General features: G+C 55.2%; 14 protein-coding genes. 1 reads left to right on the top strand and 13 read right to left on the bottom strand.

The window, feature by feature from the left end; genetic code table 11:
- Window positions 1–26: 26 nt before the first annotated feature.
- Together HGO37_RS10660 and miaB are read right to left on the bottom strand one after the other, a co-directional pair.
- Window positions 27–1082 (bottom strand): PhoH family protein, encoded by a 1056-nt coding sequence (locus HGO37_RS10660; protein ID WP_250983315.1) that lies wholly within the window; start codon window positions 1080–1082, stop codon window positions 27–29.
- Window positions 1083–1120: 38 nt separating this feature from the next.
- Window positions 1121–2524: a tRNA (N6-isopentenyl adenosine(37)-C2)-methylthiotransferase MiaB gene (miaB, locus tag HGO37_RS10655; RefSeq protein WP_250983314.1), complete on the bottom strand. Its 1404-nt coding sequence runs from the start codon at window positions 2522–2524 to the stop codon at window positions 1121–1123.
- Window positions 2525–2747: 223 nt separating this feature from the next.
- On the opposite strand from miaB, the gene HGO37_RS10650 reads away from it, so the two are divergent.
- Window positions 2748–3872 (top strand): helix-turn-helix transcriptional regulator, encoded by a 1125-nt coding sequence (locus HGO37_RS10650; RefSeq protein WP_250983313.1) that lies wholly within the window; start codon window positions 2748–2750, stop codon window positions 3870–3872.
- Window positions 3873–3875: 3 nt separating this feature from the next.
- On the opposite strand, the gene olsA is transcribed toward HGO37_RS10650, so the two are convergent.
- From olsA to mutS, 11 genes are all read right to left on the bottom strand, one after another.
- Window positions 3876–4667, bottom strand: a complete 792-nt coding sequence (olsA, locus tag HGO37_RS10645) for a lyso-ornithine lipid O-acyltransferase (protein ID WP_250983685.1) — start codon at window positions 4665–4667, stop codon at window positions 3876–3878.
- 23 nt (window positions 4668–4690) lie between these two features.
- Entirely contained in the window at window positions 4691–5119 is a 429-nt protein-coding gene (locus tag HGO37_RS10640) for a Fur family transcriptional regulator (RefSeq protein WP_250983312.1), read from the bottom strand.
- A gap of 72 nt (window positions 5120–5191) precedes the next feature.
- Window positions 5192–5686: a ribosomal protein S18-alanine N-acetyltransferase gene (rimI, locus tag HGO37_RS10635; protein WP_192486653.1), complete on the bottom strand. Its 495-nt coding sequence runs from the start codon at window positions 5684–5686 to the stop codon at window positions 5192–5194.
- A gap of 40 nt (window positions 5687–5726) precedes the next feature.
- Entirely contained in the window at window positions 5727–6395 is a 669-nt protein-coding gene (gene tsaB, locus HGO37_RS10630) for a tRNA (adenosine(37)-N6)-threonylcarbamoyltransferase complex dimerization subunit type 1 TsaB (protein ID WP_250983311.1), read from the bottom strand.
- Window positions 6396–6412: 17 nt separating this feature from the next.
- Window positions 6413–6976 carry a NifU family protein gene (locus HGO37_RS10625; RefSeq protein WP_192486651.1) on the bottom strand — a complete coding sequence of 188 codons (564 nt, stop codon included), beginning with the start codon at window positions 6974–6976 and terminating at the stop codon, window positions 6413–6415.
- A 222-nt stretch (window positions 6977–7198) separates the two neighbouring features.
- A complete protein-coding gene (locus HGO37_RS10620) occupies window positions 7199–7690 on the bottom strand; it encodes a universal stress protein (RefSeq protein WP_192486650.1) in 492 nt (163 codons plus the stop codon).
- A gap of 123 nt (window positions 7691–7813) precedes the next feature.
- On the bottom strand, window positions 7814–8878 hold the full coding sequence (trpS, locus tag HGO37_RS10615) for a tryptophan--tRNA ligase (protein WP_250983310.1): 1065 nt from the start codon (window positions 8876–8878) through the stop codon (window positions 7814–7816).
- An 80-nt stretch (window positions 8879–8958) separates the two neighbouring features.
- Window positions 8959–9378, bottom strand: coding sequence for a VOC family protein (locus HGO37_RS10610; RefSeq protein WP_250983309.1), 420 nt, complete (start codon window positions 9376–9378; stop codon window positions 8959–8961).
- A complete protein-coding gene (gene murJ / locus HGO37_RS10605) occupies window positions 9375–10967 on the bottom strand; it encodes a murein biosynthesis integral membrane protein MurJ (RefSeq protein WP_250983308.1) in 1593 nt (530 codons plus the stop codon). The genes HGO37_RS10610 and murJ overlap by 4 nt, the downstream gene beginning before the upstream one ends.
- Window positions 10964–13786 (bottom strand): [protein-PII] uridylyltransferase, encoded by a 2823-nt coding sequence (locus HGO37_RS10600; protein ID WP_312946690.1) that lies wholly within the window; start codon window positions 13784–13786, stop codon window positions 10964–10966. Before HGO37_RS10600 ends, murJ begins: the two co-directional genes overlap by 4 nt.
- 97 nt (window positions 13787–13883) lie before the next feature.
- Window positions 13884–16535: a DNA mismatch repair protein MutS gene (gene mutS, locus HGO37_RS10595; RefSeq protein WP_250983684.1), complete on the bottom strand. Its 2652-nt coding sequence runs from the start codon at window positions 16533–16535 to the stop codon at window positions 13884–13886.
- Window positions 16536–16595: the final 60 nt, after the last annotated feature.

Below are 16595 nucleotides of genomic sequence, written 5' to 3'. Positions count from 1 at the left end.
GTATTTCGCTTTTTCGTGTCCAGATTTTATCTGTCCGTGTTCAGACTTTCATCCGGAACCGCTGTCTGCGCCTCGTATGCACGCACGATACGGGCAACCATCGGATGACGCACAACGTCCACATCCTTGAAGCGGACCACGGAAACACCTTCCACGCCGTTCAAAATCTGCAGTGCCTCAACAAGGCCAGACTTCACCCCGCGTGGCAAGTCGACCTGGCTCGGGTCACCGGTCACAATCATGCGGCCGTTTTCACCAAGGCGCGTCAGGAACATCTTCATCTGCATCGATGTGGTGTTTTGCGCTTCGTCGAGAATGACGGCAGCGTTGGCAAGCGTACGGCCACGCATGAAAGCGAGCGGAGCGATTTCGATCACTCCGGCCTGGATGGCACGCTCCACCTTGTCGCCCGGCATCATGTCGTAAAGCGCGTCATAGAGCGGGCGAAGGTACGGATCGACTTTTTCCTTCATGTCGCCAGGAAGGAAGCCAAGACGTTCACCAGCTTCAACAGCCGGGCGCGACAGAATGATGCGGTCCACCGCACCACGCTCAAGCAGCTGTGCCGCATGGGCAACCGCCAGATAGGTCTTACCGGTACCGGCTGGACCAACGCCGAAAACCAGTTCGGACTGCTCCAGCGCCCGCATGTAGACATCCTGCGTCGGCGTGCGGGCAGAAATAGTCTTTTTGCGAGTGGAAATCTGCGCCATGGAAAGCTTAACCTTGCCCTCCATCGTCGGCAGTGTCAGTTGGTCGTCAGCAGCTAGGACCATTCGGATTACGCCTTCAACGTCAGAAAGTTCAACAGAGCGGCCTTTCAGCAGGCTCTCATATAGTAGATCAAGCACACGGCGGGCCTGATTGGTAGCCACAACATCGCCGGTAATGGCAACCGAATTGCCTCGCGGCCTCGCGTCGATATTGAGGCGCTGTTCCAGCAATTTCAGATTCTGATCGTACTGCCCGAACAGCTCCCCAGCGATCCTGTTATTCTCGAACGTGAGGACGAAGTGATTGGCGTCGGTCGCGGCTGAACGTGGCTGGCGCGATGAAGGTGATACCAATTCGTGTGCGTTCAAGCGGTCAGGCTCCCGTCCCAGTAAGCTCCGGCTCCATCTTAACGCTCTGCCACCTCGGCAAACAAGCTGTTTGGACCCGTCGCGGTGATTCGTACATTTACAATGTCACCGATTTGCGATGTTTTTGCATCAAGATTCACAGACTGAAGCCACGGAGAACGGCCAATAAGCTGTCCCGGCATGCGTCCCGGCTTCTCCAGCAGGATATCCATGGTCTTGCCAACGAGCGATGCGGCAAATTCATTCTGCTGTTTCAGAAGCAAATTCTGAAGTCTTTCAAGGCGTTCCGACTTTACGTCTTCCGCAACCTGATCCGTCAGATCCGCTCCCGGCGTTCCCGGTCGTGTGGAATATTTGAACGAAAAAGCCTGTGCATATCTAACGGTTTCGACAATCATCAACGTGTCTTCGAAGTCCGCATCCGTCTCGCCGGGGAAACCAACGATAAAATCACCGGACATGGCGATGTCGGGACGTGCGACACGAATGCGCTCGATCAGCCGTATATACTCCGCGCCGGTGTGGCGACGGTTCATGGCTTTAAGAATGCGGTCCGAACCGGACTGCACCGGCAAGTGAAGGTAAGGCATGAGGATGCGCAGATTGCTGTGCGCGTCGATAAGACAGTCATCCATGTCGCGCGGATGGCTGGTCGTGTAACGAAGACGCGCCAAACCAGGGATTTCCGCCAGACGGTAAAGAAGCTGTGCCAGGCCCCACTCTTCACCCTTGGGGCCGGTTCCCTTCCACGCATTGACGTTCTGGCCAAGCAGCGTCAACTCGCGAACACCACCGTCAACCAGCTTCATTGCCTCGTCGACGATCTGCGAAACGGGACGCGATACTTCAGAACCACGGGTATAAGGCACCACGCAGAAAGTACAGAACTTGTCGCAACCTTCCTGAACGGTAAGGAACGCAGTGACACCACGCGTGCGGATCTTCGCCTTGTCGGCGACAGGCAGATGTTCAAATTTGTCTTCAACCGCGTAATCGGTCTCGATCACACGCTCGCCATCGCGCACCCGTTTCAGAGCGGCCGGCAGGCGATGATAGGTCTGCGGGCCAATCACCACGTCAACGGCCGGCGCACGGCGCAGAATTTCTTCGCCTTCAGCCTGTGCAACACAGCCGGCGACGCCAATCATGAATTCGCGGCCCTCTTCCTGACGCGACTTCTTCATGTCACGCAGGCGACCAAGCGCGGAATAGACCTTTTCAGCGGCCTTCTCGCGGATATGACAGGTATTGAGCAAAACGAGATCAGCCTCAGCCATGTCCTCTGTGGGCACATAACCGTCCTTCGCAAGAGCATCGCTCATGCGAACGGAATCGTAAGCATTCATCTGACAGCCGTAAGTCTTGATGAAAACCTTGCGGCTGTTGCTACCGTCACGGAGCGATTGATCTGTTTCGGCGATTGCTGTCGTTTGCTGTGTCATGGCGGTTACCTAGTCATTTTCAGGACCATATTAAACAGAAAAATATGCTGCAGGCTATTTTCGTCTTTAAAGCGCCTGCTAAGAGCAGCCGCGTTGACAGACTAAAGCCAATTGATAATTGCTAAATTTTTGCGATTTTCCGTCTGTAACTCTTGTGATTTTTACTGCTTATATAAGCTTGAAAGCTATGTTGAAGTATTGATCTCAAACACTACAGTTTTACATGAGTGAAATTCACCACGATATTGTCAGTCAAATCTATGCGGCAGGGCTTCTTCCAGAACTTTGGCCTTCTGTTATCGACAGCCTGTCAGATCAGGTCAAAGGGCGTGGCGGTTCGCTGTTTATCCTGACGGACGGACAATTGACCTGGGATGCACCCCAGGCGACTAAAACCATCATGGAAGAGTATATTGCCGGCGGGTGGGCGGACCGGAACGTGCGTCTTCAGCGTCTTCTCGAAAAAAGCTACCCTGCATTTGTCGTGGACAAAGACTTTTTCGAAGAAGACGAAATACAGAGCCTGGCGATTTTTCGTGACTTTCTGTCGCCAAGAGACATCGCATTTACTGCCGCGACGGTCATAAAAGGCTCTGGCGACGACATCGCGGTGTTTTCGGTCGATCGGCGGTTTGCGGAAGGTCGTTTCGCAGGTCCAGAGCTTGATTTCCTCAACACTATTCGCCCCCACCTCGGGCGAGCCGTGGCCCTCGCTGGCCGATTGAGGATGAAACAAACGATGACAGCAATGGCGACGCTGCAATTGCTTGGCATTCCGGCCGCAGTTCTGTCCCGGAATTCAAAGGTCATCGCCACCAATGCCTCGTTTGATAGGCTGGCAGGCCAGATGTTCCTTCCGGCAGCCTTCGGCCGTTTGGCCCTTTATGACAAACGCGCGGATGGCCTTTTACGGCAGGCGCTTGAAGGCACCATTGTGCAGCAGCGGTCGGTTCGTTCGATTGCCGTTCGCTCCGAAAACAGACTACCAACAGGCATCCTGCACGTCATTCCGGCCTGCATGCAGGCGCAGGATATTATCGGGGCTGGCGGAACATTGCTTATTCTGGCTCGTCCCATCGGGGATATCACCCTGAATGCGGAGTGGCTGAAAGGTCTTTATGATCTGTCACCCACTGAAGCACGGATTGCAGCCCAGCTTTCCGAAGGAAAGAGCTTGGAGAAAATCGCTTCGCAGACAGGGACCGCCAAGGAGACAGTGCGCACACACGTTAAACATCTGCTGCAAAAGACCGGATTTGCGCGCCAGATCGATTTCGTGCGTGCTGCCGGCAGCCTTGCCGCCATTCAACCGCAACTGTCGGACACCGCAGTGCTTTCCGAAGTGTAGCGACTACCGCCAATATCCACGAAGACTTTGCTGCAACATGCGGCGGATCGCTGCTGTAACACCAACCGCCAGATGTTTGCGGTTGTCACCGCGCTTGAAAGCGACGCTATCGCCGAATGTGACGTCAACTTCGAGCGCGCCTGATTTCAGGACGCCGACCAGATGCGGCAGAAGGGTTAGAGATCCCGGCCATGCGACGAGCGGACGATGGTAACGCCCCATCGCCATTCCATGAACACCGGTATAGGCTATTGCCACCGGTTGCACATAGACAATGCCACCCGGCACCTGCTCCACGGCGGTGGATGCAGCGCCAAACAGCGATGACTTGACCTCAAGAAGCCGGTTACCGTCCGATGTCGTTCCCTCAGGAAACAGCACAACAACCTCGCCGCCCGCCATCCTTTCGGCGATCTCGTTCACCTGCGTGCCCGTGCTGCGTTTCTGCTCACGGGTGACAAAAATGCTTTTCTGTAAACGTGCCAATACGCCGAAGACCGGCCAGTCTCGCACCTCAGTCTTGGCGATAAAAACCACATCAGTAATGCTGCCAAGGATCATGATGTCCTTCCAGGAGGCATGATTAACCGCCAGCATCAACGGGCGGTTTTTATCCGGTGTTCCATGGACGGTGATTTTCAGGCCAAGGGTGTGGCAGGCAGCACGATGCCAGAAACGCGGCAGCCAGCGTCGTATCTTTAGATCAAATGCCAGACCCAAAAGCTGAAATGGCAGCATAAGTAGGGTCAGCAACGTTAGAACGAAAACGAGATAGATAATCCGCAGCCACAGCATCATGACGTGACTACTCGCACCGCTCAGTGATCTTCAGGTTTTAGCGGTACACCGTAAAGTTCAAGACGGTGGTCCACCAGCTTGAACCCGTGCTCGCGAGCGATCTTTTCCTGCAGTGCCTCGATTTCTGCAGAGCGGAATTCAATCACAACGCCGTTCTTAAGATCAATCAGATGATCGTGATGTTCTTCTGGCACAGTTTCGTAACGAGAGCGACCATCACGAAAATCATGCCGTTCGATGATACCGGCATCTTCGAAAAGCTTTACAGTACGATACACGGTCGAGATGGAAATGCGTGGATCAACCTCAGACGATCGTCGATACAGCTCTTCCACATCAGGATGATCTTCCGATTCTTGTAAAACGCGGGCAATGACCCGACGCTGATCGGTCATGCGCATGCCACGTTCGGCGCATAGCTCTTCTAGCGTTTTGTTCAGATCTGTCACGTTGTAAGGCCTTCATATCAACGCCCCGCCCTCACGGAGAAGGCGGGATATAGAAAATGGTCATAAACGCAACTAGCGAAGATCGCGCCGCATGACAAGCGCCGTCGACTGTGTACCGTCGGGGGCTGTATAATAGGCCTTGCGTTCCGCGACCTGCTGGAAGCCCAGCTTGCGGTATAGCCCAAGACCTGCGGCATTGCTGGTATCAACTTCGAGGAACATGGAATCGGCGCCACGGCCTGCGGCCTCACGCACCGCCGCCTGCATCAGACGCCAGCCAAGACCCGCACGGCCCAATTTTTCCTGCACGGCAATGGTCAGAATTTCTGCTTCGCCACCTGCCTCACGGGCCAGCACAAAACCGGACAATGGCTTGCTGAAGAACGCGTTGGTCTGGCGTGCTACGAAGCCATAGCAATTGGATTGCACGAGAAGATTGCCAAACTCGTCTTCACTCCACGGCCGCGAGAACCGCAGCTTGTGCAGTTCGGCTATGGCATGGCTATCGTCTTGTACTAAAGGTACAATTTCGAACTGGGGCTTTAGTGTCAAATACTGATCGATCATCGCAGGGAATCACCGCATAAATACATATCATGCCCGATTATCAGGCATGGGCACGTCGTTCCAGCGCAAATCCCGTTTGCGGTCTGGCATCAGGGCCACGCAGGTAGAGCGGAGCCGGGCGAGGTCCGCCTTGCGGCCTGGCAGCACCAAGGCGTGCGACGGCGGTAATTTCAAACCGGTCAGGCTCCGCGGCATTGGCTTCGCCATTCAAAAGAATTGCAGCCGACCCGAAAACCTCACCACCAAGGCGTGAGAACAGGGAAATCGCATCATCCAATGGCAGCAGTTCCGCATTCGTGACAGACGAGCCATCGGCCGCAAAGGACTGGATGTAAACCTCGCCACGACGCGCATCCAACGCGATGGTGACAGGTTTCTGTCCATGCTGGTCCTGCCAATCCTTGGCCATCACCTCAAGCGTGGTTAGGCCGACAGCCTCAATGCCAAGGGACAAGGCAAAACCACGCGCGGCTGAAACACCGACACGAATGCCCGTGAAGGAACCAGGACCAATAGTGACAGCAATCCGCTGCACGGCCTTCAGGTCAAGATTGGCTGCTTCGAGTGCCTTATCGACGATTCCCATCAACCGCTCGGCGTGGCCTTTGCCGATGGTTTCACACACTCTGCCAAGGACGGCATCGCTGGCGCTGTCATAAACACAGGCGGCGCAGTCGCCTCCCGATGTATCAAGCGCCAGAACGATCATGCCATTTTGCCTTTGTATTAAACGGATTCGACAGCCTGCACTTCAGGAACGAAGTGCTTGAGCAGGTTCTGAACGCCGTGTTTCAATGTTGCGGTAGAAGATGGGCAGCCCGAGCATGCGCCCTTCATGTTAAGGAACACGGTGCCGTCCCGGAAACCACGGAAGGTGATGTCGCCACCATCCTGCGCCACAGCAGGACGAACGCGGCTGTCCAGCAGTTCCTTGATGGTAGCAACGATGGTCTCATCGCCTTCATCGAAGAACTCGTCTTCTTCGTCAGAAAACTCGGCGGTGCGTGCTTCACCCAGAATCGGACGACCCGACATGAAATGTTCCATGATCGAGCCCAGGATCGCAGGCTTCAGATGGTGCCATTCAGCACCTTCCTTGGTCACGGTGATGAAATCGAAACCGAAATACACACCGGTTACACTTGGAATTTCAAACAGTGTCTGCGCGAGCGGAGACGCCTGCGCCTGCTCTGCGTTCAGGAATTCTGCCGTGCCGGTTTCCAGCACAACGCGTCCGGGAAGAAATTTCAGCGTAGCCGGATTTGGAGTGGCTTCGGTCTGAATGAACATCACATGTCTCCTTCGGAGCGATCGGCGCCCCTGAATTTAGAATAGTTCAAAAATACGCCGGACAGGCTCATTCTTCAAGCCCGGACATGAGAATACATTCAACAAATGAGCTTTCGGCAAAGAAAGTCAATTTGTGCGTTTAAAGCATGTTGAACCGCACATCACCAATAGATGGTGCTTGCGCTGTTTGTTTTCGCACGCTCCTTGCCGCTTGGCGGACGCTCAGCAAAGTGCGTCAATTTCCTCGTCGCTCAGCGTATCTGGCAATACGGTAACAGGAATGGGGAATGCAGCCCCCCTGCCCGCTATGGACGAGACCAGCGGACCCGGGCCTTCCTTGGTTGAACCGGCAGCCAGGACCAAAATGGCAATATCCCGGTCTTCTTCAATCAAACCATGGATCTGTTCGGCGGCGGCACCTTCACGAATGACCACTTCCGGCTCTATACCGACGGTCTCACGTACTTTCTGCGCCGTTTTCGCCATCGAGGCTTCTGCCTCTTCCTGTGCCTCTGCCCGCATGATCTGCTCGACACCCAGCCACTGCTGGAAATCGCCATCCGGAATTACGTAAAGCAAAACAAGGCCGCCATTGGAGTTCTTGGCACGGCGACCCGCATAATGAACGGCCCTTTCGCATTCGGGCGTCCCGTCGATGACCGCCAGAAATTTACGGCGATGACCTTCAAGTCGAGACAGCCGTTTTGAAACCATAGAGCGTGCTCCCTGTTTCTGAAATTCCAGACGATGAAACTCGCCTTTGATACGATTGAGGCGGAGCTTATAGAAATTTGTCAAGCTGACAAGCCGCCCGCACAGACTGCGGGCGGCAAGTTATCACCTGAGAAAGCCAACGATATCGCGGACTTCATTCATGGTTTTTTCCGCAATCACGCCAGCCCGTTCAGAGCCATCTCTCAGAATGGCGTCGATGTGGTTGGTGTCGTCAAGCAGACGGCGCATTTCAAGATTGATCGGCGCCAGAACATTCACAGCCAGATCAATCAGTGCAGGCTTGAAGGCCGAGAACTGCTGTCCTCCAAACTCCTGCAACACCTCTGCCTTGGATTTATCAGCCAGAGCCGCAAAAATACCGACCAGATTTTCTGCCTCCGGGCGGCCTTTCAACCCCTCGGTTTCCCTCGGCAAGGCATCCGGATCTGTCTTTGCCTTGCGAATTTTCTTCGAAATGGCATCCACATCATCCATCAGGTTGATGCGCGACAGGTCCGACGGGTCGGACTTGGACATCTTCTTTGAACCGTCCTTGAGCGACATGACACGCGGCGCAGGACCACCGATCAGGGGTTCAACCATTGGGAAATAAGCGTGCACCGGCTCTTCGCCAACCACGATATCCAGCCCAAGGCCGGCACTTTTGATCTGGCCACCAAAGTCGATATTGAACTTCTGGGCAATGTCACGCGCCAGTTCCAGATGCTGTTTCTGGTCATCGCCAACAGGTACATGGGTTGCGCGATAAACGAGAATGTCAGCCGCCATGAGGCTTGGATATGCCAGAAGGCCAAGCGACACCTGCTCGGCATTCTTGCCGGACTTGTCCTTGAACTGCGTCATGCGCTCCATCCAGCCGATGCGCGCCACGCAGTTGAACACCCAAGCCAGTTCGGCGTGCTGTGGCACGGCCGATTGGTTAAACACGATGTGTTTTACCGGATCGATACCGGCTGCGATGAATGCGGCAGCGATAGACCGTGTCTGCGCCCGCAGATCTTCATGCACCAGCTGTGCCGTGATGGCATGCAGGTCAACAACGCAGTAGATGCAGTCACTGTCTTCCTGCAGCGCCACGAACTTGCGAATTGCGCCGAGATAATTGCCAAGATGCAGATTACCGGTTGGCTGAACGCCCGAAAAAACCAGTTTCTTGAATTCGCTCATGAGTGTCCTCGAAGGCTTGTGGAGGGCCCTGCTCCTTGGTTAGATTTCGCGGGCGCTTATGCACCCGCAACACCGCGCAATCAAGTGGGTGAATGACTGGGTTCCAAAAGATCCCAGCGATTGCCGTAAAGGTCTTCGAACACGGCCACGGAACCATAGATCTCATGGCGCGGCTGTTCCAGAAAATGTACACCCTTGGCCAGCATGGCGGCATGATCGCGGGCAAAGTCATCCGTGTTCAAAAAGAAACCGACACGACCGCCGGTCTGATTGCCAATGGCCAGCATTTGTTCACCACCGTCCGCCTCGGCCAGCAACAGACCGCAACCATCAGTTCCCTTCGGTTTTACCACCAGCCAGCGTTTGCCATCGGGCAACGGTTCGTCAGCAAGGCACTCGAAACCGAGTGTCTCGCAGTAAAATGTTTTGGCCCGATCATAGGTGTCAACAACTAACGTAACCAACGCAACGCGGCGGTTTTGCGCAAAATCGGCACTCATGCTGTTTCATCCTTGGCGGGAGTATTTTTTGCACCGCCCCGTTTGAGATTGCGTCTGACCATGGAAAGCTGCGCTCCACCGGTGGCAAAAGCCAACGCAAAATAAACCGCCATGGCAACGACAATCAAACCGGCAATGGTGCCAGCCCGCACAGCGAAATGCCCATTGGACAACCAGGGATGCAGCCAGCCCATGGCAAACCAGATCAATGTCGCCATAACCGCTGACGCAAAGAGCAGGCGCGGGATACGGGTCAGAAGCGGCGTATCAATCTGCCAATGGCCACGCTTTACCAGCATTGCAAACAACATGGCGGCATTGACCCAACCAGCCACGATTTCCGCAGTGGCAATGCCAGCGCCATCAAAACGCGGAAACAGATAAAGTGCCAGCGACACGTTTACTACAACGGAAATGCCAGCAAACATCATCGGCGTTCTGGTATCTTCGCGTGCAAAAAATCCGGGAATGAAGGCTTTGATCAGAACGAATGCCGGAAGGCCCAGTCCGTAGATACCAAGAATTTCAGCGACCTTGACCGTCGCACCGGCTGAGAAGTTACCGCGTTGGTACAGCAACTGAACAATCGGCTCTGCCATGACCAACAAAGCTGCTGCGGCAGGAAGTGTCAGAAACAGGACAAACTCCACGGAGCGGTTCTGCAAAGTCGCTGCTTCAACATGCTGGCCGCCTCGTAGGGCACGCGACAGTTCGGGCAGCAACACGGTGGCAACGGCAATGCCGACGACGCCAAGCGGCAGTTGATAAACGCGATCGGCATAGGCAAGCGAGGCAATAGTCCCCTCGCCGCCCGACGCGATCGCCGTATTGATCAGCAGGTTGATTTGCGTGATGCCACCAGTAATTGCCGCAGGCAACGCCAATATCAGTAGCCGGCTAACGTTTTTCGTCAGGCGGGGACGGCGGAATCCAATTCGCATGCCAGCATTGCGAACGGCAACCCAGACGATGGCAAGCTGCACGACACCGGCAACCATGACACCCCAAGACAGGCCATAACCCACTTCCAGCGGATCATGGCCACCATACCATGCCCAACCGAGGACACCGATCAGGATGATATTGAGGAAAACCGGTGCGATGGCGGCTGCAAAATAACGGTGCAGCGAATTCAGCATGCCGCCCATCATCGCGGCCAGCGACATGCAGGCCAGATAGGGGAACATGATGGTAGCAAGCTGAACGGTGTTGTCGAACTTGACTGTATCGTCGACAAAGCCCGGCGCGATGATGGTGCGCACCAGAAGCGGCATGGCCAACTCCATGGCGATTGTCAGGGCCATCAGCACAGTAAACAGGACGCCGAAAACCTCTTCTGAAAACCGCCTTGCACCCTCCATGCCGCTCGCTTCGATTTCCTTGGCAAACAGCGGCACGAAGGCCGAATTGAACGCACCTTCGGCAAACAGGCGTCGGAACGTGTTGGGAAACCGGAATGCGGCGTTGAACGCATCGGCCACGGGTCCCGTACCAAGTGCCGCAGCCATCAACATTTCACGCATGAAACCAAACACGCGGCTGCCCAGCGTGCCGGCGCCAACCGTTGCGAATTTTTTGAGAAGGCTCATGCCTGTGCTTTCATGCGATTGTTTGCGGCTTCCGCTGAGGAAACAGTGGCCGCCTCACCGGTTGCGGCCAACAAATCCTCGGGGTCGGCCATGATGTTTTTCAAACGCGCCACAATTGTGGACTGACGGTTGTCATTCATCACCTTCTGGCCAGTAAGATCGGTGACATAGAAAGTATCGATGACCTTTTCACCGAAAGTCGTGATGCGTGCCGAGGCGATATCGAGCGACAGATCGGCAATGGTCGCGGTGATGTCAGCCAGCAGACCCGTACGGTCAAGGCACTCGACCTCAACAACCGTGAACTTGTTTGACAGACCGTTGGAGATGATAACCGACGGCGGAATGTTGAAGGTCCGGTTCTTTTTCTTCGACTTGGTGCGAGTCGCAATAACTTCCGGCAAACGTTTGGTGCCCGACAGCACTTCTTCGATCAGCTTGCAGATGTTGGCGCCACGGCGCATCTCGTCTTCATCGATCGGGAATTCGCGATTGATGAGAATGGTGTCGAGTGCGCGACCGTCAGAAGTCGTGAAAATCTGCGCATCAGCAATGTTGGCACCGGCAGCGGCACAAGCGCCGGCAATCACCGACAGAAGACGCGGATGGTCAGGCGCCAAAATGGTGATTTCGGTAATGGCATGGAAGGAGTGGGTGCGTACCATGGTGGCAAGCGCTTTTTCTTCCTTGTCGGCCGCCCTCAGGAACTTTGTGTGGCGTATCTGGTCATCGAGATCGACCGACAGAAGATAGGGTTCATAATGCAGACCGGTATATTTGCGACGTGCCTTCTGGCCCCAGTCGGTAAGCGCGTCATAGAGTTTTTCGCGAGCAACCTTTGCGCGTTCTTTACGGGAAACTTCAGAAAAACCGCCAGATAGCAGCAGTTCTGTTTCGTAATAGAGTGTGCGCAGAAGCTGGCCTTTCCAGCCGTTCCAAACATCAGGCCCTACGGCACGAATATCGCAGACCGTCAGGATTAGCAGCATTTTCAGCCGTTCCATCGACTGTACCTTATCGGCAAAATCGGCAATGGTTTTGCGGTCATGCAGATCGCGTGTCTGCGCGACCATCGACATCAGCAGGTGCTGTTCGATGAGCCAGGTCACGGTTTCCGTCTGCTTTACGTTCAAACGGAAACGTTGGCAGAATTTACGGGCGACGCGTGCACCGGCAATCGAGTGATCTTCCTGCCGTCCCTTTGCAACGTCATGCAGCAGCACAGCAACGTAAAGCGCTTCGCGGTCTTCGATCATCGGCATCAACTGGTTGACCAGCGGATGCGTATCGATGGCTTGGCCCTTTTCGATTTCCGAGAGAACCGCAACAGAGCGGATAAGATGTTCATCAACCGTATAGTGGTGATACATGTTGAACTGCATCATCGCGACGATCTTGCCAAATTCCGGAATGAATTTGCCGAGAACACCCGCCTCGTTCATGCGTCGCAGCATCAAAGCGGGGTCGCGCCGCGATGTCAGGATCGACAGGAAAAGACGGTTGGCCTCGTCATTTTCCCGCACCTTGTTATCGATCAGCGACAATGAGCGAGTGAGAACACGCAGTGCATCCGGATGCAGTTCCAGATCATTGATGTCGGCAATGTGGAACAGACGAATGATGTTGACAGGATCGCGCTTGAAGACATCGGGATCGGCCAGTGCAATACGACCGCGGTCTTCTACAAATTCCACGCTGCCAGCAATCTTACGCACGCGGTTGGTAAACCGGTTCAGAACACCGGTGAGGCCGGGAACAGCCTTGGCCTGCCGGTCTTCCAGCGCCGCGCAGACGATGCGCGTCAGATCGCCCACGTCCTTTGCGACAAGAAAATAGTGCTTCATGAAACGTTCAACGGCGGACAGGCCGGGACGCGGCTGATAGCCAAGCGCGGCGGCAATTTCCCGCTGTATATCAAAAGACAGCCGCTCTTCTGCTTTATTGGTCAGAAAGTGCATCTGGCAGCGAACGGCCCAGAGAAAATCATCTGCTTTTTCGAACAGCTTCAATTCGCGGCGTGAGAGCACGCCGAGTTTTACGAGTTCAGCGGCGTCGCGTACGTGGTAATAATATTTGGCGATCCAGAACAGCGTGTGCAGGTCGCGCAGACCGCCCTTGCCTTCCTTGACGTTTGGCTCGACAAGATAACGCGTGTCACCTGCCTTGCGGTGGCGCTGGTCGCGCTCAGCCAGCTTGGCGGCAATAAATTCCGGCCCGGTACCGGTGATCACTTCGGCGTCAAAGCGTTTTTGCAGATCGTCGGACAATGCCATCTTGCCGCAGATGTAGCGCATTTCCAGAATGGCGGTGCGGATGGTCATGTCGGATTTTGAAAGGCGGATACATTCCTCAACCGTGCGGGTGGCATGGCCAACCTTGAAGCCCAGATCCCAGAGAATGTAGAGAACAAACTCGACTGCCTTTTGCATATCCTGCGAATTCTTGGGTGGCAGAAGAAACAGAAGGTCGATGTCGGAGCCAGGCGCCAGCGTATCACGGCCATAACCGCCGACGGCGGTCACGGTAATTTCAGCAGCATCGCGTGGATAAACGTAACTGACCGCCAGATGGTACAACACCTCAATCAGACGGTCCTGCAACCAGGATATACGGCGTGCACAATCCAGTCCCCCACCGTCCGCATCCAGAATCTGGCGTGCCGTTTTCCGTCCATCGTTGCTTGCCTTGCGGAAGATTGGCAATAGTTGCGAACGTGCATCCAGAAGCGGTTTGCCGCTTCCGGCAAACACTGCGTCGCATTCCTTCTGAAAAGCCTCGACGTCGAGGATTTCGGAGTAATCGATTTCCTTGTGGGCCATAAAGCCTGCATCCATTCTGCTTAAGGGTCGCCATAGCCTACCGTAATGGCAAAGGCCTATAGCGATTTTGGGGCGTCATGGACAGGCAATTTAGCGCTCAAGCATTGCCAAGTTGTTTCTTGAGCGCATAAAGCGCGTCCAGAGCCTCACGAGGCGTCATCTCATCGGGATTGAGGGCCTTAACCGCTTCCTCTACCTTAGAAGCGCTGGTTTTACGGGTGTCCTCACGACGCACGGCCATCTGGAACAGTGGCAGGTCATCGATCAACTGGCTTGCCGGATTCTTGCGATCGGCATCTTCAAGTCGTGTCAACACATCGCGCGCACGATCCACCACCGAGGCTGGCAAGCCAGCCAGTCGCGCCACCTGAATACCGTAGGAGCGGTCTGCCGCACCGGGGCCGACTTCGTGCAGGAAAATAACCTCGCCGTCCCATTCCTTGACGCGCATGGTAGCGTTGGACAGTCGGCCAAGTTTTTCCGACAACACGGTCAGTTCATGGAAATGCGTGGCAAACAGACCGCGGCAGGCATTGATTTCATGCAGATGCTCAACGGCTGCCCATGCGATGGAAAGACCATCAAATGTCGCTGTGCCACGACCGATTTCATCAAGAATAACCAAGGAGCGTTCGGTCGCCTGATTGAGAATCGCAGCGGTCTCCACCATCTCAACCATGAAGGTCGAACGGCCGCGAGCCAGATCATCGGATGCGCCAACCCGCGAAAACAGACGGTCGACGATACCGATATGAGCAGTCTCGGCCGGTACGAAAGACCCTGCCTGTGCCATGATGGCTATCAAAGCGTTCTGGCGCAGGAAGGTCGATTTACCGCCCATGTTCGGGCCTGTCAGCAACCAGATTGCACCATTCTTGTCGCCGTTCTGCGCAGAAAGATCACAATTATTGGCAATGAACGGACCGACAGACTGGCGTCGCAGCGCCTGTTCGACCACCGGGTGGCGTCCGCCCTTGATTGCAAATGTCATCGAGCCATCAACGACCGGACGGCAGTAGGCCTGCTCAACCGCCAGATAGGCCAGACCAGCCGCGACATCGATAACCGCCAGCGCCAGCGCGCCAGCCTTGATGGCTTCAGCTTCTGAAACCACCGCCAATGTCATCTGCTCGAATGCCTCAAGCTCCATTGTCAAGGCCTGGGCTGCTGCATTGGCAATGCGGCTTTCCAGATCCGCCAGTTCTGTGGTGGTAAAGCGCATCGCACCGGCCATGGTTTGACGATGGATAAACCGGGCCTTTGCCTCATCGGTCGCCATCATGACGTCGGCATTACCGGCCGTCACCTCAATGAAATAACCAAGCACATTGTTGTGTTTGATCTTCAACGATTTGATGCCGGTTTCCTCGGCATATTTCAGCTGCAAACCAGCCACCACCCGCCGTGACTGGTCACGCAGTGCTCGGACTTCGTCCAGTTCCGCGTTGGCACCGTCGCGCAGAAAACCACCGTCTCTTTTCAACAGCGGCATTTCGTCGGCTAGCATGGAGCCGAGCATGGCCTCCAAGCCGTTTGGCAGGGATTTGAGGGCCGAGAGCGCGCCAGCCAGTTCTTCCGGCAACAGACCTTCCTCAAGTAGCGAGGCAATGCTGGATGCGATCGAAAGGCCTTGGCGGATGGCACCGAGATCACGTGGGCCGCCGCGTTCCAGTGCCAGACGCGACAAGGCGCGCGGCATATCCGGCACATGTTTCAGGGCTTCACGCAGCCGCTCTGCCATTGCGTTATCATCGATCAGCCATGAAACCGAATCAAGCCGCGCGTTGATCTTGTCCGGATCCGTCAGAGGTGACAGAAGGCGCTCGGCCAGAAGTCTGGCACCCCCACCGGTAACGGTGCGGTTGATAGCACTCAGCAATGCGCCTTCGCGGTCACCGGAAAGCGTTTTTGCGAGTTCCAGATTGGCGCGGGTGGCAGGATCGATAAATAGGGTTGATGCTGCACTTTCGCGCTCCGGCGCGCCCAAAGGTGGTCGCTCTGAAATCTGCGTTTTTTCGACATACGCAACGGCCGCAGCCGCTGCAGCCAGTTCCACACGCGAAAAACTGCCAAACCCATCCAACGTCGTGACGCCAAAATAACGGGCAATACGGCCTTCTGCCGTTGCGCTGTCGAACAAAACAGCAGGCTGCGGGACGGCAACACGGCCGAGCACATCAAATACCGGCTTCAGTTCGGCATCGTGAAACAACGTATCGGCAACGATCAGTTCGCGCGGGTCAATACGCCAGATATCGGCGAGAAGCCGTGTCAGGTTCGTCTCTGAAAGGCGGAAAACGCCCGTTGAAATATCGATCCAAGCCAGTGCGAACTGCACTTCGGCACCGCCACGAATGCGGGTCAGCGCCATCAGGTAGTTGGACTCGGTTGCAACGAGCAATTTTTCTTCGGTGAGTGTACCGGGTGTAACAAGACGCACCACGTCGCGTCGGACGACGGATTTCGAACCACGCTTTTTGGCTTCGGCCGGATCTTCAACCTGTTCACAAACGGCAACCCGGAAACCGCGGGTAATCAGTTTCTGAAGATAATCATCCGCTGCATGCACGGGCACGCCGCACATCGGAATATCCTGTCCCAGATGCTGGCCGCGTTTGGTCAGTGTAATGCCAAGCGCACGCGATGCCGCAACGGCGTCGTCGAAAAACAATTCGTAAAAATCGCCCATGCGATAGAACAGCAGCGAACCGGGATTGTTCGATTTTATCTCAATATACTGCTCCATCATCGGCGTTGCCGATGCACGGCTTTCTTCTGATATCAGCGAGGCGTGGGAATGAACGTCCGT

This window comes from Rhizobium sp. CG4 (assembly GCF_023701965.1).
Lineage (GTDB): Bacteria > Pseudomonadota > Alphaproteobacteria > Rhizobiales > Rhizobiaceae > Agrobacterium.
This window is presented reverse-complemented; position numbering and strand designations above follow the sequence as displayed.